General features: G+C 69.3%; 20 protein-coding genes and 1 pseudogene. 19 read left to right on the forward strand and 2 right to left on the reverse strand.

What is annotated here, in order from left to right; all coding sequences use genetic code 11:
- Positions 1 to 19 precede the first annotated feature (19 nt).
- Positions 20 to 310 (forward strand): annotated as a pseudogene (locus J0J10_RS20205) (phage major capsid protein); the annotation flags it as partial.
- Positions 311 to 334: 24 nt separating this feature from the next.
- Here the strand turns inward: J0J10_RS20205 and J0J10_RS20210 are convergent.
- Both J0J10_RS20210 and J0J10_RS20215 read right to left on the reverse strand, forming a co-directional pair.
- Positions 335 to 1,210 (reverse strand): S1 family peptidase, encoded by an 876-nt coding sequence (locus J0J10_RS20210; RefSeq protein ID WP_291648653.1) that lies wholly within the window; start codon positions 1,208 to 1,210, stop codon positions 335 to 337.
- A gap of 109 nt (positions 1,211 to 1,319) precedes the next feature.
- Positions 1,320 to 2,099 (reverse strand): S1 family peptidase, encoded by a 780-nt coding sequence (locus tag J0J10_RS20215; RefSeq protein WP_291648655.1) that lies wholly within the window; start codon positions 2,097 to 2,099, stop codon positions 1,320 to 1,322.
- 72 nt (positions 2,100 to 2,171) lie between these two features.
- Here J0J10_RS20215 and J0J10_RS20220 point away from each other — a divergent pair, with 72 nt between their 5' ends.
- The 18 genes from J0J10_RS20220 (at position 2,172) to J0J10_RS20305 (ending at position 17,916) form a co-directional block, all read left to right on the forward strand.
- Entirely contained in the window at positions 2,172 to 2,756 is a 585-nt protein-coding gene (locus tag J0J10_RS20220) for a head-tail connector protein (protein WP_291648657.1), read from the forward strand.
- Positions 2,757 to 2,767: 11 nt separating this feature from the next.
- On the forward strand, positions 2,768 to 3,109 hold the full coding sequence (locus J0J10_RS20225) for a phage head closure protein (RefSeq protein WP_291648659.1): 342 nt from the start codon (positions 2,768 to 2,770) through the stop codon (positions 3,107 to 3,109).
- Positions 3,106 to 3,516 carry a DUF3168 domain-containing protein gene (locus J0J10_RS20230; RefSeq protein ID WP_291648660.1) on the forward strand — a complete coding sequence of 137 codons (411 nt, stop codon included), beginning with the start codon at positions 3,106 to 3,108 and terminating at the stop codon, positions 3,514 to 3,516. Before J0J10_RS20225 ends, J0J10_RS20230 begins: the two co-directional genes overlap by 4 nt.
- A gap of 22 nt (positions 3,517 to 3,538) precedes the next feature.
- Positions 3,539 to 3,949 (forward strand): phage major tail protein, TP901-1 family, encoded by a 411-nt coding sequence (locus J0J10_RS20235; RefSeq protein WP_291648662.1) that lies wholly within the window; start codon positions 3,539 to 3,541, stop codon positions 3,947 to 3,949.
- 12 nt (positions 3,950 to 3,961) lie between these two features.
- A complete protein-coding gene (locus tag J0J10_RS20240) occupies positions 3,962 to 4,315 on the forward strand; it encodes a gene transfer agent family protein (RefSeq protein WP_291648664.1) in 354 nt (117 codons plus the stop codon).
- A complete protein-coding gene (locus J0J10_RS20245; protein WP_291635034.1) occupies positions 4,312 to 4,524 on the forward strand; it encodes a phage tail assembly chaperone in 213 nt (70 codons plus the stop codon). Before J0J10_RS20240 ends, J0J10_RS20245 begins: the two co-directional genes overlap by 4 nt.
- Positions 4,525 to 4,559: 35 nt before the next feature.
- Positions 4,560 to 5,147, forward strand: coding sequence for a phage tail tape measure protein (locus J0J10_RS20250; protein ID WP_291648666.1), 588 nt, complete (start codon positions 4,560 to 4,562; stop codon positions 5,145 to 5,147).
- 54 nt (positions 5,148 to 5,201) lie between these two features.
- Positions 5,202 to 5,843 carry a DUF2460 domain-containing protein gene (locus tag J0J10_RS20255; protein WP_291648668.1) on the forward strand — a complete coding sequence of 214 codons (642 nt, stop codon included), beginning with the start codon at positions 5,202 to 5,204 and terminating at the stop codon, positions 5,841 to 5,843.
- Positions 5,844 to 5,853: 10 nt separating this feature from the next.
- Positions 5,854 to 6,744 (forward strand): DUF2163 domain-containing protein, encoded by an 891-nt coding sequence (locus J0J10_RS20260; protein ID WP_291648670.1) that lies wholly within the window; start codon positions 5,854 to 5,856, stop codon positions 6,742 to 6,744.
- The gene (locus tag J0J10_RS20265) at positions 6,741 to 7,199 is read left to right on the forward strand and encodes an NlpC/P60 family protein (RefSeq protein ID WP_291648672.1); all 459 of its coding nucleotides are present in this window, start codon (positions 6,741 to 6,743) and stop codon (positions 7,197 to 7,199) included. Before J0J10_RS20260 ends, J0J10_RS20265 begins: the two co-directional genes overlap by 4 nt.
- Positions 7,199 to 11,131 carry a baseplate multidomain protein megatron gene (locus J0J10_RS20270; protein WP_291648674.1) on the forward strand — a complete coding sequence of 1,311 codons (3,933 nt, stop codon included), beginning with the start codon at positions 7,199 to 7,201 and terminating at the stop codon, positions 11,129 to 11,131. The genes J0J10_RS20265 and J0J10_RS20270 overlap by 1 nt, the downstream gene beginning before the upstream one ends.
- Positions 11,132 to 11,317: 186 nt before the next feature.
- Positions 11,318 to 11,644, forward strand: coding sequence for a PepSY domain-containing protein (locus J0J10_RS20275; RefSeq protein WP_291634881.1), 327 nt, complete (start codon positions 11,318 to 11,320; stop codon positions 11,642 to 11,644).
- Between the two features lie 43 nt (positions 11,645 to 11,687).
- Complete coding sequence (locus tag J0J10_RS20280; protein WP_291634883.1) at positions 11,688 to 12,353, forward strand: response regulator transcription factor; 666 nt, start codon at positions 11,688 to 11,690, stop codon at positions 12,351 to 12,353.
- Positions 12,354 to 12,361: 8 nt separating this feature from the next.
- Positions 12,362 to 13,738: a sensor histidine kinase gene (locus tag J0J10_RS20285; protein WP_291648676.1), complete on the forward strand. Its 1,377-nt coding sequence runs from the start codon at positions 12,362 to 12,364 to the stop codon at positions 13,736 to 13,738.
- 78 nt (positions 13,739 to 13,816) lie between these two features.
- The gene (ccmI, locus tag J0J10_RS20290) at positions 13,817 to 14,926 is read left to right on the forward strand and encodes a c-type cytochrome biogenesis protein CcmI (RefSeq protein ID WP_291648678.1); all 1,110 of its coding nucleotides are present in this window, start codon (positions 13,817 to 13,819) and stop codon (positions 14,924 to 14,926) included.
- Between the two features lie 41 nt (positions 14,927 to 14,967).
- Complete coding sequence (gene ccmE, locus J0J10_RS20295) at positions 14,968 to 15,450, forward strand: cytochrome c maturation protein CcmE (protein WP_291635036.1); 483 nt, start codon at positions 14,968 to 14,970, stop codon at positions 15,448 to 15,450.
- Positions 15,451 to 15,460: 10 nt separating this feature from the next.
- Positions 15,461 to 17,443, forward strand: coding sequence for a heme lyase CcmF/NrfE family subunit (locus J0J10_RS20300; protein WP_291648680.1), 1,983 nt, complete (start codon positions 15,461 to 15,463; stop codon positions 17,441 to 17,443).
- A 5-nt stretch (positions 17,444 to 17,448) separates the two neighbouring features.
- The gene (locus J0J10_RS20305; RefSeq protein WP_291648682.1) at positions 17,449 to 17,916 is read left to right on the forward strand and encodes a cytochrome c-type biogenesis protein; all 468 of its coding nucleotides are present in this window, start codon (positions 17,449 to 17,451) and stop codon (positions 17,914 to 17,916) included.
- Positions 17,917 to 17,930 lie beyond the last annotated feature (14 nt).

The following is a 17,930-nucleotide window of genomic DNA, read 5'->3' on the forward strand; positions in this document are numbered from 1 at the left end:
CGGCACCTGTCAAATTGACGACTACAAGGGCCAGTATCTCTGGCAGCCGCCGGCCGCAGCCGGGGCGCAGGCGACTTTGCTCGGCTTCCCGATCGTCGAGGCCGAGGACATGCCGAACATCGCGACCGACTCGGTCGCGATCGCCTTCGGCGATTTCCGGCGCGGCTATCTCGTGGTCGACCGGGCCGGGGTGCGGATCCTGCGCGATCCCTATTCCGCCAAGCCGCATGTGCTGTTCTACACGACCAAGCGGGTCGGCGGCGGCGTCCAGGACTTCGCCGCGATCAAGGGGCTGAAGTTCTCCGCCTGAGGGCTGCGGCCGGCACTCGTCGGCTCAGCGGCCGAACCACCAGCTGTAGCTGGCGCTCGGGTTCGCATCGTCGCGGACCTGCCTGGTATCGTCGCCATAATTGAGCAGGCGAGCGCTGGCTTCGCTGATCCAGGCGCGGTGCTCGCTGATCGGGGTGATGGCCGTGAAGCCGCCACAAATCAGCCGGACGCGCGAACTCAATGGACCGCTCGACCAGGAGACGATTCCGACGAGATCGCGCGAACCCGGCGGCCCGCGCAGCACCGGGCCGCCGGAATCGCCGCGGCAGGCGCCGGCGCCCGGCACTTCGCCGCGGTTCTCGGTGTCGACGGCCACCTTGACGGTGTTCGCGGTGGTGTAGTTGCCGGCGTTGACCAGCGTCGCCTCGCGCAGCACCCGGGCGGTGCGCTTGTTTTTCTCTGAGGCCAGGCCGAAACCGGCCATGGTCACCGTCTCGCCCTGCCAGAGCCCGCCGCCCAGCGTCAAAGGCTCGAGATCGGCAGGCAGCGGGCTGGCGACGCGGATCAGCGCGAGGTCGGCACCCGGCTGGGTGCGCGGCGTCGTGCCGGGCACGAAGGTCGGGTGCGGCAGAACGGCCGCGACGGCATGGGTGCGGCTGCGGAAGCGCCGGTCGAGGCTGATGACGCGCACCGAGCCGCCCGTCATCAGGCAATGCGCCGCCGTCAGGATCAGCTCGGTCGAGATCACGGCGCCGGAGCAGAGTTCGCCGCGGCTGGTCTCGATCCGCAAGGTCGAGGCACGCACGCCATCGGCGGAGCGCGACTTGACGCCGCCGACGACCGCGCTTGCCGGCGTGGCCTGCAGCGCGGCTGCAAACAGGATGACGGCCGCCTTGAACGGACGGCGGGAGCGAGATGCGATCGGTTTCATTGCGACCATGGCGTCACTTTATGGTTTGCTGCGGCGCAGTCCAGTGCCGTTCTCCGCGCCCGCCTCCGACAGAGTCGGAAGGCCGCCGAGATCAGGTTCCGATCTGTCGCATTGCGTCTCAGCGTTTCTGTGTCCAATCGATGCTTTCGCCCCAGCCCGACAGGGTCCGGTCGATCCAGCTGCGTTGCGGGGCGACCAGAACGCCCTGGCTGAGCAGGCCGCATTGCTTGCCGCCGGGGCCGGTCGACCAGCTGGTGACCGCGACGATGCCGCCTTCATGATCGAGCATCGGGCCGCCGGAATCGCCCTGGCAGGCGCCTGACGCCGCGCGCTTGCCGCCGCCGGCAGGATCTGCCGTCCAGATCAGAACCCGGCCGGGGCCATAGGGCTCGACGGTGGCGAGCGCTGCCGAACGATAGGTGCCGGTCGATCTCGCTTCGCCCTCGCGCGAGACGCCATAGCCGGCGAGCGTGATCGCCGTGCCGGCGCGCGGCAGGGGGCCGTCGACCAGCGACGCCGCCGAGAAGCGGGCCGGGAGCGGTGCTGCGAGACGGACGAGCGCGAGGTCGATCGAGCGCTTCCTGGCTGCGACCGCCTTTGCGTTGAACTCCGGGTGGAGAGCGACCGCTGCGGGTTCGACCAGGACGGGTTCCCCGCCTTCGCGCCAATGAATGCGCAGATCGGTGCGTCCGTCGGCGCAATGCGCCGCTGTCAGGATCACGCGACGCGACAGCACGATGCCCGTGCAGACGCCGCCGCGGGCGTTGAGGACCATTACGGTCGAGTTGGCCTGCGGTCCCCCTTCGTGTCCGCCGACCACCGCCCCGGCCGGCGAGGCCAGCAGCGCCGTTGCCCCGGCCGCCAGTCCGGCAAACCATTTCGCTGTGCCGTCGCGCATGACGCCCTCCAGTTGGGAGGGCGCTGGATAGCGCATCGGCTCCTTCGTTCAAACCCCGGAAAGGGAGAGGCCATGAACACGGCCAGGATGACGCCGCTCGCGATCTCGCCGCCGGCAATCGAGCCCGTCTCGCTGGCGCAGGCCAGGGATTTCCTGCGGCTCGATGCTACCGACGAGGACGAACTCCTCGGCATGCTCGTCACGGCGTCGCGTCTGATGGTCGAGGCCGCATCCGGCCGCATGCTGATCGACCAGAGCTGGCGCCTCGTGCTCGACCGCTGGCCGGTCGGCGGAGAGCTGCGCCTGCCGCTTTCGCCGGTCCAGCGCATCATCGCTGCACGGGTCTACGACGCCGCAGGTAACGCGCAGATCGTGGCCGCCTCCTCGCTTGTCCTGATCAAGGGCATGGACCCGCCTGTCATTGCGGTCTCCGGGTCCGTGCCGATACCGGGCCGCGAGCGGGAGGCGGTCGAGATCGATGTCGTCGCCGGTTTCGGGGCGACGCCGGATCTGGTGCCGTCGCCGTTGCGCCAGGCTGTCCTGCGGCTGGCCTGCCGCTGGTTCGAGCAGCGCGGTGACGTCGCCAGCCGGGATGCCGCGCAGCTGCCGGCCGAGATCGCGGCGCTCCTCGCCCCTTTTCGCCGCCTGAAGCTGTGACGGAGGCGGTGATGGACGAATCTTTCAGATCCGGCCCGGTCGGCGCGATGCGGCGGCGCCTGCTGCTTGAGCGTCCGGTGGGCGTGTCCGACGGAAGCGGTGGTGAGATGCGGAGCCATGAGCTCGTCGCAGCGGTCTGGGCACGGGTCGAATGGCTGTCGGGCGAAGAGCGCTGGCGCGCCGGACGTCCCGAGCAGGCGCTCAGCCATCGCATCAGCCTGCGCTGGCGCGCCGGGGTCGATGCCGGCCAGCGGCTGCGGGATGCGACACAGATTTTCGAGATCTGCGCCGTCGCCGACCCCGATGGCGGACGCCGGCGCCTGGTCTGCCTGGCGGAGGAGGTTCGTCCATGAGCGGAGCGGTCCTTGCCCTGCGCCGCGCCGTCCAGGCGCATCTGGCCGCCGACACAGGCCTGTCCGCCCTGATCGGAGCCGGCCGGCTCTATGAGGAGCCGCCGCGCGCCGCGAAGGGAACCTATCTCGTCCATGGCGAGGTCGAGGCCGCTGACTGGTCGACCGGCAGCGATTCCGGCTGCGAGCAACGCTTCGGCCTCGTGGTCTGGGCCGGCGAAAGCGCGTCCGCGCGCCAGGCGCTCGAGGCGGCTGCTGCAATCGTCGCCAGCCTGAACGGTGCACCGCTCGGGCTCGACGGGCATCGCCTGATCAATCTGACCTGGCTGTCCTCGCGGCTCGCTCGCGATGCCAGTAGCCAGCTTCCGACGGTGACACTGCGCTTCCGCGCCGTCACCGAAACCCTTTGAGAACACTGGAAAGGAACAGCCGATGCCGGCCCAGAAAGGCAAGGACCTGCTGCTCAAGGCATCCGATGCAGGCGGAAGCTTCGTTACCGTCGCCGGGCTGCGCGCCCGCCAGATCGCCTTCAATGCCGAGGCGGTCGACGTCACCCATGCCGAATCGGCCGGACGCTGGCGCGAATTGCTGGCGGGAGCCGGCATGCGGCGGGCCAGCATCAGTGGCGCCGGCATCTTCAAGGACGAGGTTTCGGACGCGCTGGTGCGGCAGATTTTCTTCGACGGCAGCATTCGCGACTGGCAGGTGGTGGTGCCAGATTTCGGCGTGATCACCGGGCCGTTCCAGATCTCGACGCTCGAATATCGCGGCGACCACGCCGCCGAGGTCACCTTCGAGCTCTCGCTGGAATCGGCCGGACAGCTCGTCTTCACGCTCGCCTGAGGAGATCCGTCCATGGTCAATCGCTATCGGGGCGAGGTCGCCCTCATGGTCGAGGGTAGGGCGCGGCCGATGCGGCTCACCCTCGGCGCGCTCGCCGAGCTGGAGCACGCCTTTGCCGTCGAGGATCTGCCCGCTTTGGGCGAACGTTTCGCCACCGGCAGGCTGTCCGCCCGCGATGTCACCCGCATCCTCGCGGCCGGCCTTCGTGGCGCAGGTGTCGGGCTGGCCGATGACGAGGTGGCGGCGCTCGCCTTCGATGGCGGGTTGAACGGCGCCATCGCGGCGGCGATCGCTTTGCTCGACGCGACCTTCGCACCGGTGGGCGAGGGCGAGCCTGCGCGCCCTCCGTCGCCGCCGGTGCCATAGCCGCACCGGCGGCGCCCGCCCCGTTCCCCTGGCGCGAGGTCATGGCCTTCGGGCTCGGCCAACTGCGCTGGCCGCCCGAGATTTTCTGGGCGGCGAGCCCGCGCGAGATCTTCGCGGCGAGCGAAGCTCTTCGCCGCGCTCCTGCAGGCGAGCCGCCGGCGCGCGGCACGCTCGAGGCCCTGATGCGTGACCATCCCGACGGGCCGTGACCTCGGGCTGAGCCGGAACCGAAGGACCGATCGCCATGTCAGAAGACGACACACCCTCATTCGATCTCTCCGGGCTGCGCGCCATGACCGGGCTGACGCAAGGCCTGACTCGCGCTTCCGAAGCTTTCGGACGGTCGATCAGCGGTGCCTTCGCCAGAGGCGTCATCGAGGGCCGGCGCTTCGAGGACGTACTGCGCAGCGTTGGCCGGACCCTGAGCGAGAGCCTGCTGAAATCGGCGCTGAAGCCCTTGCAGACCGAGCTTTCCGGACTGCTGGGCTCAGGGTTGAAGAGCCTGGCCGGGCTGTTCTCGAACGGGCTTGGCGGCAATGTCGCCCCCTCCGTGTCGGTCTTCGCCGATGGCGGAGTGGTTGCGGCGCCGTCCTATTTCGCCATGGGACGCGGCCTCGGCCTGATGGGCGAGCGCGGCGCCGAGGCGATCATGCCGCTTTCGCGAGGCCCCGACGGCAAGCTCGGCGTGCGCGCCGGCGGCGGGGATGGCCGCAGGCCGGTCAGCGTCGTCGTCCAGGTTTCGACCCCCGACGCCGATAGTTTCCGCCGCTCCGAGGCTCAGGTTTCGGCCGCGATCGCGCGGGCGGTGGCGCGCGGCAACCGTGCGCTCTGACCGGCCCGTGCGGCATGAGCCGGCAGCCACGCCCCAACAAGCAAGGAATGCGGCATGAGCGGCTTCCATGAGGAACGCTTCCCGATCGAGATCGCGCGCGGCGCCCGCGGTGGTCCGGAGCGGCTGACGCAGGTCGTCACGCTGGCCTCCGGCCGGGAGGTCCGCAACAGCCGCTGGGCCCATTCGCGCCGGCGCTATGATGCCGGCTTCGGCGTGCGCACGCTCGATCAGCTCGCGGCGATCGTAGCCTTCTTCGAGGAGCGTCGCGGTCGGCTCTACGGTTTCCGCTGGCGCGATCGGCTCGACTGGAAGAGCTGCGTGCCCTCCGGCGAGCCGGCGGCGAGCGATCAGCAGATCGGCATCGGCGACGGGGTGACGCGCGTCTTCCAGCTCGGCAAGCTCTATGGCGGCCTGCATGCGCCCTATGTCCGGCGGATCACCAAGCCGGTCCTCGGCTCGGTGCAGGTCGCCGTGGACGGCGTCGTCCAGGCCCAGCCCGGAAACGTCGTCTGCGACCATGCGACGGGGCAGCTGACCTTCGCCGTCGGTCACGCCCCGGCCGCGGACGCACTCGTCAGCGCCGGCTTCGCCTTCGACGTCCCGGTGCGCTTCGACCTCGACATGATCGAGGTCGACCTTTCCGCCTTCGAGGCCGGCGACATCCCGAAGATTCCGATCGTCGAAATCGTCGACTGAGGCCAAGCCCATGCGCACTCTATCCTCCGCGCTCGCCGCCCATCTTTCCGGCGAGGCGACGACGCTTTGCCGCTGCTGGAGCCTGACACGGCGCGACGGTGCCGTGCTCGGCTTCACCGACCACGATCGCGACCTGGCATTCGACGGCATCCTCTACAGGGCCGGATCGGGGCTCGAGGCGGCCGAGGCGACGGCCGAACTCGGCTTCGCGACCGGTGGTGGCGAGGTGCTTGGCGCCTTCGTTGCCAGCGGGCTCAGCGAGGCCGAACTGTCGCGCGGGCTCTATGACGATGCCCGGGTCTCGCTTTGGCTGGTGAACTGGGCCGCTATCGGCCAGCGCGCTTTGCTGGAGACCGGCTTCGTCGGCGAGGTGAAGCGAGGCGACAGCCATTTCAGCGCGGAGGTGCGCGGGCTCGGCAAGGCCTTCGACGAGGAGCGTGGCGGACTCTATATCGCGTCCTGCTCCGCCGATCTCGGCGACGGCCGCTGCGGCGCCGCGATCGGACAGGCCCAGGCCAGCGTCGCCACGACGGATGGCAGGCTGACACTGACGGCGTACGGCCTGGCGGGCTCCGCCGACGGGTTTTACGCCGGCGGCAAGCTGAGCTTTACCAGCGGCGCCAGTCTCGGCTTCGCGACCGAGGTGAAAAGCCATCGCAACGCCGATGGCGTAGTGAGCTTCCAGCTCTGGCAGGCCGCTCCGGCGCCGATCGCGGCCGGCGATGCTTTCACGGTTTCGGCCGGCTGCGGCAAGAGCTTCGCGACCTGCCGGTCCAAGTTCGGAAACGGCGTCAATTTCCGCGGCTTCCCGCATCTGCCCGGCAACGACTTCATCATCGGCGGCGTTCGCGCCTCCGATCCTGGCGCGGGGCCGTTCGACGGCGGGAGCCTGTTCCGATGAATGCGGCGAGGTACGATGGAACCGCGAGGCGCGCCCGGATCGTCGCGACGGCCCGGTCCTGGCTTGGCACGCCCTATCACCATCAGGCCTCCCTGCGCGGTGTCGGCTGCGACTGCCTCGGCCTGGTGCGCGGCGTCTGGCGTGAGCTCTATGGTGACGAACCCGAGCCGCTGCCGCCTTATGACCCCTATTGGGCACAGCATGCCGCCGACGAGACCCTGGCGCTCGCGGCGATGCGCCATCTGGCCGCCATCGAGCCGGCTCAGGCCTTTCCCGGCGACATCCTGCTCTTTCGCTGGCGCGACCATTGGCCTGCGGCGCATTGCGCCATCCTGACCGAGCCGGGCCGGATCCTGCACGCTCATGACGGGGCTGCGGTCAGCGAGGTCGCCTTCACGGGCTGGTGGCGCCGCCATTGCAGTCACGCCTTCTCGTTCCCGGAGCTGGATTGCTGATGGCTACGCTCGTTCTTCAGGTCGCCGGCTCGGTGCTGGGCGGCATGCTCGGCGGCCCAGCCGGCGCGATGCTCGGCCGGGCGCTCGGCGCCGTCGCCGGGGCCGGGCTCGACCAGTCGCTGCTCGGTGGCGGCGGTGGAACGCGGGTCATCGAAGGGCCGCGCCTGACCGAGATCGACGGTCTCGCCTCGACGGAGGGGGCCGCGATCCCGCGCGTCTATGGCCGTGTCCGGATCGGCGGGCAGCTGATCTGGGCGACACGGTTCGAGGAGGAGGTGACGACCACGGTCAGCCGCAGCAAGCGCGGCGGCAAGGGCGGGCAGAAGGCGCAAAAGACCTATGAGACGACGTATTCTTACTACGCCAACCTCGCCATCGGACTATGCGAGGGGCCGATCGCCTTCGTGCGCCGGATCTGGGCCGATGGCCGCGAGATCGATTTCAATGCCGTGACGCTGCGCGTCCATCGCGGCTTTCCCGATCAGCAGCCCGACCCGCTGATCTCTGCCAAGGAAGCGGGCGCTGCTCCGGGCTATCGCGGCATGGCCTATGTCGTGTTCGAGCATTTTCCGCTCGCCGACTACGGCAATCGCGTGCCGCAATTCTCCTTCGAGGTGGTGTGCGCGGTGCCGGGGCTCGGCGGCATGATCCGTGCCGTGACGCTGATCCCGGGTGCTAGCGAGTTCATCTATCAGCCGACGCTGGTGAACCAGGAGCCCGAGCCGGGCGTCAGCCTCGCCGAGAATCGCCATCAATGGCACAGCGCGACCGATGTCGATGGCGCGATCGGCCATCTCCTGGCGCTCTGCCCCCAATTGCGGCGGGTCTCCTTGGTGGTGAGCTGGTTCGGCGACGATCTGCGCGCCGGCTCCTGCACCATCACGCCGCGCGTCGAGATCACGGAGAAGACGACGTCCGGCGCGCAGTGGTCGGTGGCCGGGCTCGGACGTGCCGAGGCGCGCCTGGTCAGCCGGTCGGGTGGCAAGCCGGCCTATGGCGGCACGCCCTCGGACGACAGCGTCATCGCGCTGATCCGCAGGCTGCGGGACGTCTATGGGCTGGAGGTCGTGCTCTATCCCTTCGTGATGATGGACATCCCGGCCGACAATGCCCTGCCGGATCCCCATTCCGGCGCTGGCGCGCAGCCACCCTATCCCTGGCGTGGCCGGCTGAGCTGCTCGCCCGCGCCCGATCGGCCGGGCACGGCCGATGGTGGTGCGGTGGCCGCCGCGCAGATCGCGAGCTTCCTCGGCTCGGCGCGGGCGAGCGATTTCTCGCTCGATGGCGACAGGGTCGTCTGCGCGGTGCCGGAGGATTGGGGATTTCGTCGCGCGGTGCTGCATGCCGCGATGCTGGCCAGGGCGGCCGGCGGGGTCGCCGGCTTCATTCTCGGCTCGGAGCTGGTCGGCCTGACACGGGTGCGCCGCGCGCCGGGCATTTATCCGATGGTCGAGGGGCTGGTCGCTCTGGCGGCCGAGGTGCGGGCCTTGCTGCCGGCCCCGACCCAGCTGGTCTATGCCGCCGACTGGACCGAGTACGGTGCCCATGTCCGAGACGGCGGGCTCGAAGTGCGTTTTCCGCTCGATCCGCTCTGGGCCTCGTCTGACATCGACGCGATCGGCATCGACTATTACGCGCCGCTGACCGATTGGCGCGATACGCCCGATCATGCCGACATCGCCCTGGCGCGCGGGCCGGCCGATGTCGACCATCTTCGCGCGCGGCTGGTCTCGGGCGAGGGCTATGACTGGTATTATCTGTCCCTCGCTGATCGGCAGGCGCAGACGCGCCTGCCGATCAGCGACGGGGCCTATGGCAAGCCCTGGATCTTCCGGCCCAAGGACCTGCCGGGCTGGTGGTCCAACCTCCATGTCGAACGCTGGCTCGGCTTCGAGCTCGGCTCCGCCACGCCCTGGCAACCTGGCTCGAAGCCGATCTGGCTGACCGAGATCGGGCTGCCTGCGGTCGACAAGGGCGGGAATTCGCCGAATGTGTTCCCCGATCCTAAGTCGGTCGATGGCGGCTATCCGCATTTCTCGACCCGCGCTCGCGACGATCTCGTGCAGGCGCGCGGCCTCGAGGCGCTCCTCTCCGGTTTCGATCCGGCGCTGCCAGGCTTCGATCCGGCGATCAATCCGATTTTCGGGCCGGGCGGGCGGCGCATGGTCGATCCAGCCAATGTCTATGTCTGGACCTGGGATGCGCGGCCTTTCCCCGCCTTTCCCGAGCTGGAAACGGTCTGGGCGGATGGTCCCAACTACGACACCGGCCACTGGATCAACGGCCGGATCGAAGGGGCGACGCTGGATCGGCTGGTAAGAGCGATCCTCGCCGAATACGGGCTGCCGGTCCCCGACGAGATCGCGATCGACGGCTTCCTCGACGGCTATGTCCTCGACCGGCCGCTTTCGGCGCGGCAGGCTCTCGAACCGCTCGCCCAAGCTTTCGGCTTCGACGTCACCATGTCTTCCGGCCGGCTGTGCTTTCGGGGCCGCGGCGCTGCGGTCCCGCGCCGGCTTTCCTCCGACGATCTGGTGCTGGATCGCGATGGGCAGCCTTTCGAGCTTCGCCGGGCGGAGGAAAGCGAACTGCCGCGCGAGCTGCGCCTCGCTCATATCGATGGCGACAGCGACTATCGCCGCGTTGCCGCGCGTTCGCGCCGGCTTGCCGGTGCCGCCCGGCGCGAAAGCGCGATTGAAACCGCCATCGTGACCCGGCGCAGCGAGGGCCAGAGCCTGGCCGAGCAACGTCTCCAGGAAACATGGGCCGGTCGCGAGACGCTGGAGCTCGAACTCTCTCCCCGCTGCATCGATCTGGAGCCTGGCGATGTCGTCTCGCTGGAGGTCGCCGGGCATGCCCGCCTGTTCAGGCTCGTGCGGATCAGCGACGGCAGCACGCGCAAGGCGAGCGCCCGGGCGGTCGAACCGGCGATCTACCGGGCCGCCGCGCCGGGCGCAGTGGCCGCGCGCCCGGTGAAGCTCGCGCCGCGGGTAGCGGGCCGCCCGGATGTGCTGGTGCTAGATCTGCCGATCGCCCGCGAAAATCCGCCGGCACTGCAATACCTCGCGGCTTTCGCCGATCCCTGGCCGGGTGCGCTGGCGATCTGGCGTGCGGCGGAAGGCATGCCTTTCGGCTTGCACGGCCTCGTGGCGGCACCATCGCTCATGGGCGAGACGCTGACCGTGCTGGCGCCCGGGCCGGTCTGGCGGACGGATCGGCAAGCCAGTGTCGATATCCGCCTGCGAGGCGGTGCGCTGGCCTCGGTCACGCAGGAGGCGGCCCTTGCCGGCGCCAACGCGTTCGCCCTGCTCGACGGGGACGGTGTGGTCGAGCTCCTGACCGCCGCGCGCGTCGAGCTGATCGGTCCGCGGCGTTTTCGGCTTTCGCATCTGGTCCGCGGCCTCGGCGGCTCCGAGCCGGCCACCGGGCGGGTTCTGGCGGCCGGTTCACGCCTGGTCGTTCTCGATGGCGCCCTCGAGCCGCTGAGCTCCTCCCATGACGATATCGGTCGTGCCTGGCGCTACCGGGTCGGCCCTGCCAACGCCGATCTGGGCGGGACGGCGATGCGCGAGTTCGTCGCGACCGTCGGCAGCCTGGCATTGCGTCCTTTGGCGCCGGTACATCCGCGGGCCCGCCGCCTGACGGAGGGCGTGATGCTGAGCTGGATCAGGCGCACGCGCATCGACGGCGATTCCTGGGAAGCCTTCGAGGCGCCCCTCGGCGAGGAAAGCGAAGCCTATCGGCTGACCATCCATCGGGCGGGCGCGGTCATACGCATCATCGATACCGACCGTCCGAGCCTGCTCTACACTTCCGCCAGTGAGATCGCGGATTTCGGGGCGGTGCAGCCGCAGCTGGACATCGCGGTCGCGCAGCTCAGCACCGCGGCTGGCGCCGGGCAGGCCTGGCGCGGCCTCGTCACGATTCGCTGAGCTGACGTGTTTTCGAACGAAGCGGGTATCGGTTTGCGTGAAGACAATGCGATAAACCGGCCTATCGGGGAATCGCCGCGTTTCAGGAGAGGGCCGGAAATGCTTGGGGCTTGCCCGGCCTTCAGCGCTTCGGAAACCTGCCGGGCAGGGGTGTTCATGGCGCATTCACGCGGGCAGGATTAGCGCATGCTGATGATGCCGCTCGCTCCGACCACCGCCATCTTCGCCACGCTGACGCTCGCGGCTTCGCCGGTAATCACGGCCGACACCGCGCCGCCAATCTCCTGCCTGTCGGCCAGCGAGACACGCGATGCGGTTTCGGAAGGCAAGGTCATGCAGCCGGCTGCGGCCTCCCGGCACGCGCGCGATGCGGCGCCCGGAGAGGTCGTCCGGATCCGCCTCTGCCGGCTCGGCGACGACTATGTCTATGTCGTCACGACCTTGAAGCGCGATGGGCGGGTCGCTCGCGTGACCCTCGACGGGCATTCGGGCAAGGTGGCGGATATCCGCTAGTTCGGCTATTTCCCCCTGACATTTGCAATGGAGTGATCCCGCCGTGCGACTGCTCGTCGTCGAGGACGACAAGGACCTCAACCGCCAGATCGTCAACGCGCTCGAGAATGCCGGCTATGCCGTCGACAAGGCTTTCGACGGCGAGGAGGGGCTCTATCTCGGCGAGACCGAGCCCTATGACGCCGTCATCCTCGATCTCGGCCTGCCGAAGATCGACGGCGTCTCGGTGCTCCAGGGCTGGCGCCGGGCGGAAAAGACGATGCCCGTCCTGATTTTGACCGCGCGCGACCGCTGGAGCGACAAGGTCGCCGGCTTCGACGCCGGCGCCGACGACTATGTCGTCAAGCCTTTCCATATCGAGGAACTGCTTGCCCGGGTGCGCGCGCTGCTACGCCGGGCTGCCGGGCACGCTACCTCCGAACTGACCTGCGGTCCCGTCCGCCTCGATACGCGCGCCAGCCGCGTCGTCGTCGACGGCAATCCGGTCAAGCTGACCTCGCATGAATACCGGCTTCTGGCCTATCTGATGCACCATCAGGGGCGCGTCGTCTCGCGCACCGAACTGGTCGAGCATCTCTACGACCAGGATTTCGACCGCGACTCCAACACGATCGAGGTTTTCGTCGGCCGTCTGCGCAAGAAGCTCGGGGTCGAGATCATCGAAACCGTCCGCGGCCTGGGCTACATCGCCGCGGCCGCCAAGGCCTGACGCGCATCATGCCCGCCTCGCGACGCCGTTTCTCGCTCGGGGCGCGGCTCTTCGTCTCGGCGGTGATCTGCTGCGCGCTGGTGCTGATCCTCGCGGGCTTCGGCCTCACCACCTTCTACCGCCGTTCGGCCGAGCGCGGCTTCGACGAGCGCCTCAGCGTCTACATCAAGGAACTCGTCGCCGATCTCGCCGCCCCGCCCGAAGCCGAGCGGCAGGCGATCGGCGATCTCGGCGAGCCGCGTTTCGATCTGCCGCTGTCCGGCTGGTACTGGCAGATCATCAGGCTCGACGGCGAGCGCCCGAACGTTCGCACTTCGCGCTCGCTGGTCGGTGGGCAATTGCCCAAGCTGCTCGACCAGCCCTTGCGGCCCAATGCGCGCGGCCTGCGCGAAAGCTATATCTCCGGGCCTGACGATCGCGAGCTGCGCATTCTCGAGCGCGAGATCGATGTCGGCGAGGATGGCCGCTTTACTGTCGGCGTCGCCGCCCCCGCCGACGAGATCGACGGCGATATCCGCGATTTCCGCTTCGCCCTGACCCTGACCTTCCTGCTGCTCGGCCTGGCGCTCGTCGCTTCGACCCTGATCCAGGTCCGCTTCGGTTTGCGCCCCCTGGTTCGTCTCGGCTCTGCCGTCGGCAAGGTCCGTACCGGCGAGAGCGCCCGCATCGGCGGCGAATATCCTCCTGATCTCGCTCCGCTCGCCGGCGAGCTCAACCAGTTGATCGACGCCAACCGCGAAATCCTGGAGCGAGCGCGGACGCAGGTCGGCAACCTCGCTCATGCACTGAAGACGCCGCTCAGCGTGATGCAGAACGAGGCTGAAGCCGCGCAGGGGCCGCTGTCCCAGACCGTTCGCCACCAGACGGCGATCATGCGCGATCAGGTCCAGTACTATCTCGACCGTGCCCGGGCGGCGGCACTGTCCGGTGCGCTCGGCGGCGTCACCGAGATCGCACCTTCCCTTGATGCGTTGATCCGGACCTTTCAGAAGATCGCGCATGGGCGCGCCGTCCGGGGGGGGCATGACGTCGCATCCGACGCCAGGTTCCGCGGCGAGCGGCAGGATCTCGAGGAAATGCTCGGAAACCTGCTCGACAACGCCTTCAAATGGGCTCGCTCTCAGGTCCGGGTCAGCCTGGACACCGGCCGCGACCTGCCGGAGGGGCGCCTCGCCCTGCTGATCGACGACGACGGTCCCGGTTTGCCGGACGAGGCCATGGCCGATGTGATCAAGCGCGGCCGCCGGCTGGACGAGACCACGCCGGGGTCGGGTCTCGGGCTCTCCATCGTCGTCGATCTCGCCAAGCTCTATGGCGGTGGGCTGACGCTCGAGCACTCGCCGCTGGGCGGTCTCAGGGCCCGGCTGATTCTGCCGGCTGTTTGATGCCGCGCATTGCCCGCGTGACCCTTTGTCGCCATCTTCGGGCATGAAGCGCGTCGCGCGATTGGTTATGAACGGCCGATGCTGATCTGGATCATCTTTGCGGTCATGACGGGGGCTGCGGTCCTCTCCGTGCTCTGGCCGCTCGGCCGCCGCCAGCCGCCGATCTTCGCCGACACGGCGGGGGCGGCTTCGCTTTACCGGGCCCAGGTCGCCGAGATCGAGCGCGATCTCGGCCGTCGCCTGATCGGTGCCGCCGAGGCGGAGGCCGCCAAGGCCGAGGCGGCGCGCCGGCTGCTGCGGGCGGCCGAGGTCGAAGCCGCGCCTGCGGGCGACAGCGAACCTTCCCTGCGCCGGCGCCGCGCCGCTTCGGCGATCGCGCTCTCTTGCGTGCCGCTGCTGGCCTTGCTCGTCTATGGCGCCTATGGCTCGCCGAGCATGCCGGACCAGCCGCTGGCGGCGCGCCTCAAATCCGATGCCGCCGGGCAGGATTTCGCGATCGCGCTGGCACGGATAGAGGCCCATCTCGCTGCCAATCCGAATGACGGCAAGGGCTGGTCGGTGCTGGCGCCGGTCTATCTGCGGCAGGGCCGCTTCGAGGACGCCGCGAAGGCTTTCGCCGCCGCGATCCGCCTGGATGGTCCGACTGCCGAGCGCCATGCGGCGCGCGGCGAGGCTCTGATCCTGGCGGCCGGAGGCGTCGTCACCGCCGGCGCGCGCGAGGCTCTGGCGGAAGCGGTCAAGCTCGACCCCGCCAATCCCCGCGCCCGCTTCTTCCTGGCGATCGGACAGGAGCAGGACGGCAAGATTCCGGAGGCGATCGCCTCGCTCCAGGCCCTGCTCGCCGGCGCGCCGGCGGACGCACCCTGGAGGGGGCCGGTCGCGGCGCGTCTCGAAAGCCTGCAGGGCCCTGCCGATTCTGCCGCGGCCGCGATCGCCAAACTGCCCGCCCAGGACCAGTCGGCCGCGATCCGCGGCATGGTCGACAGCCTGGCCGCCAGGCTCGGCGAGGGCGGCGGCACGCTGGCCGAGTGGTCGCGCCTGATCCGCTCGCAGAGCGTGCTCGCGGATCGGCCGGCTGCTCTCAAATCCCTGGCGACGGCGCGCGAGCGGCTCGCGGCCGATCCCGACGCGCTCGCGGCGCTGGCCGCGCTCGCTGGCGAACTCGGCTTGCAGGAGGCATCCCGATGACCGCGCAGACCGGCTTTCCACGCAGCCCGGTGCGCAAGGGCATGACGCGAAAGCAGCGCCGGATGGTGCTGATCGCCTCGGCCGGAGCGGTGCTCGCGATCTCGGCCGGGCTCGTCGCCTATGCGCTGCGCGACAGCATCGTCTTCTTCTACGGGCCGACCGAGGTGGTCGAAAAGGGGCTCATGCCGGGCACGCGCCTGCGACTCGGCGGTCTGGTCGGCGAGGGGTCGGTCGTGCGCACGCCCGGCCAGAAGGTCAGCTTCACGGTGACCGATGCCAAGACAACGATCACCGTCAACTATACCGGCCTCCTGCCCGATCTCTTCCGCGAGGGCCAGGGCGTCGTCACCGAGGGCGTGCTCGAAGCGCCAGGCCGCTTCCGCGCCGACTCGGTGCTCGCCAAGCATGACGAGAACTACATGCCTCGCGAAGTCGCGGACGCTTTGAAGAAGCAGGGACATTGGCAGCCGGGTGACGCCAAGGCGGGGGCGGACGCCGCCACCACGCCGGCGCCGGCGAAATAGGGCTAAAGCGATGATCGTCGAAATTGGTCACTTCGCCTTGGCGCTGGCGCTGGGCGTCGCCGTTATCCAGACGGTGGTGCCGCTCTGGGGCGTCGCCCGTCAGGATCCCGTGCTGGCTTCGGTCGGCCCGGCCGCCGCGATCGCCTGTTTCCTGCTCGTCGCGCTCGCCTTCGGCAGCCTGATGTTCTCCTATGTCGCCTCGGATTTCTCGGTCGAGAACGTCGCTTCGAATTCGCATTCGGCGCAGCCCCTTATCTTCAAGCTGACGTCGGTCTGGGGGAACCATGAGGGCTCGATGCTGCTCTGGGTCCTCATCCTCGTCCTTTTCGGCGCGTTGGTCGCGCTGTCCCGGCGCTCGCTTCCGGCGCGGCTGCGGGCCGGCGCGTTGGCCGCCCAGGGCTCCATCACGGTCGCCTTCCTTGCCTTCACGCTGCTGACCTCCAACCCGTTCCGCCGACTCGTCCCGGCGCCGGCCGAGGGGCAGGACCTCAACCCGTTGCTCCAGGATCTCGGTCTCGCGATCCATCCGCCGCTGCTCTATGTCGGCTATGTCGGCTTTTCGATCTCCTATGCCTTCGCCGTGGCGGCGCTGATCGACGGGCGCATCGATGCCGTCTGGGCGCGCGCGGTCCGGCCCTGGACGCTGCTGGCCTGGACCTTCCTGACGCTCGGCATCTCCATGGGCTCCTACTGGGCCTATTACGAGCTCGGCTGGGGCGGCTGGTGGTTCTGGGATCCGGTCGAGAACGCCTCGCTGATGCCCTGGATCGCCGGTACGGCGCTGATCCATTCGACCGTGGTGATGGAGAAGCGCGACGCGCTCAAGGTCTGGACGATCCTGCTTGCGATCCTGACCTTCTCGCTCTCGCTGCTCGGCGCCTTCATCGTCCGTTCGGGCGTTCTGACCTCGGTGCATTCCTTCGCCACCGACCCGCAGCGCGGCCTGTTCATCCTGGCCATTCTGGTTTTCTTCGTCGGCGGCTCGCTGGCGCTGTTCGCCTGGCGGGCGCCGCTCCTGCGGCAGGGGGGGCTGTTTGCGCCGATCTCGCGTGAGAGCGCGCTCGTCGTCAACAATCTCTTCCTCGCCACCGCCTGCGCCACCGTCTTCGTCGGAACGCTCTATCCGCTGGTGCTGGAGATGCTGACCGGCGACAAGATCTCGGTCGGTCCGCCCTTCTTCAACGCGACCTTCGTGCCGGTGATCGTGCCCCTGCTGCTGCTGCTTCCGATCGGCCAGTCGCTCGCCTGGAAGCGCGGCGATTTGCTCGGTGCGGCCCAGCGCGCCCAGTTCGCTTTCGGCTTCGCCGTGCTGGTGACGATCGCGCTGCTCGCCCTGACGCGCGGCGGCCCCGTGCTCGCCCCGCTCGGCGTCGGGCTCGGCGTCTTCCTGGTCGTAAGCGCGTTCTGGGATCTCGGCGAGCGCGTCGTCGCCCGCGCCAGCGGCGCCGCCGCGATCTGGTCGCGGGCACGGGGCCTGCCGCGCTCGATCTGGGGCACGGCCTTCGCCCATGCCGGCGTCGGCGTCACCGTGATCGGCATCGCCGCGACCGCCTGGAGCACCGAGGGGATCGGCTTCCTGAAGCCCGGCCAGAGCCTGACCAGCGGCCGCTACACTTTCACGCTGGAATCGCTCGCGCCGCGCAGCGGGCCGAACTTCACCGAGGAGGTCGCGCGCTTCAAGATCCGGTCCGGCGAGCGCGAGATGAAGCCGGTCGAATCGATGAAGCGGATGTATACGGCACGCGCCATGCCGACGACCGAGGCTGGTATCCGCAGCGACGGATTCAGCCAGGCCTATGTCAGCCTCGGCGAGCGCGAGGCCGATGGCAGCATCGCCGTCAGGGCCTATGACAAGCCGCTGGTCCTGCTGATCTGGATCGGCTCGCTGATCATGGCCTTCGGTGGCGCGCTCTCGCTGACCGACCGGCGCTTCCGGGTGGCTGCGCCGCGGCGCGCCGCGTCTGCCGCTACCATGCCGCAGCCGGCGGAGTGAGGTCGATGCGCGTCGCCTCTCTGCTGATCTGCCTCGGGCTCGCCTTCGTCGGGCCGGCCATGGCCGTTCAGCCCGACGAGATTCTGCCCGACGCTGCGCTCGAGCAGCGAGCGCGCGAGATCTCCTCGGGGCTGCGTTGCCTGGTCTGCCAGAACCAGTCGATCGACGATTCCGATGCGCCGCTGGCCAAGGATCTGCGCATCCTCGTGCGCGAGCGGCTGGTCGCCGGCGACAGCGATCGTGCCGTTACCGATTTCGTCGTGGCCCGCTATGGCGACTTCGTGCTGCTGCGGCCGCCGGTCAATGCCCGCACGCTCGCGCTCTGGATGGCGCCTTTCACGATCCTGGCCGCCGGCCTGCTCTTCCTCTGGCGGCGCCGGCGGATGAACGACGCGCCTGCCGCGGCGACCCCGGCGCTGACCGCCGACGAGCAGCGCCGCCTTGACGAACTGACGCGCGCCGAGACCGATTGAGCCCCGTCGAAGCC

Source organism: Allobosea sp. (assembly GCF_017308075.1).
Taxonomy (GTDB): domain Bacteria; phylum Pseudomonadota; class Alphaproteobacteria; order Rhizobiales; family Beijerinckiaceae; genus Allobosea.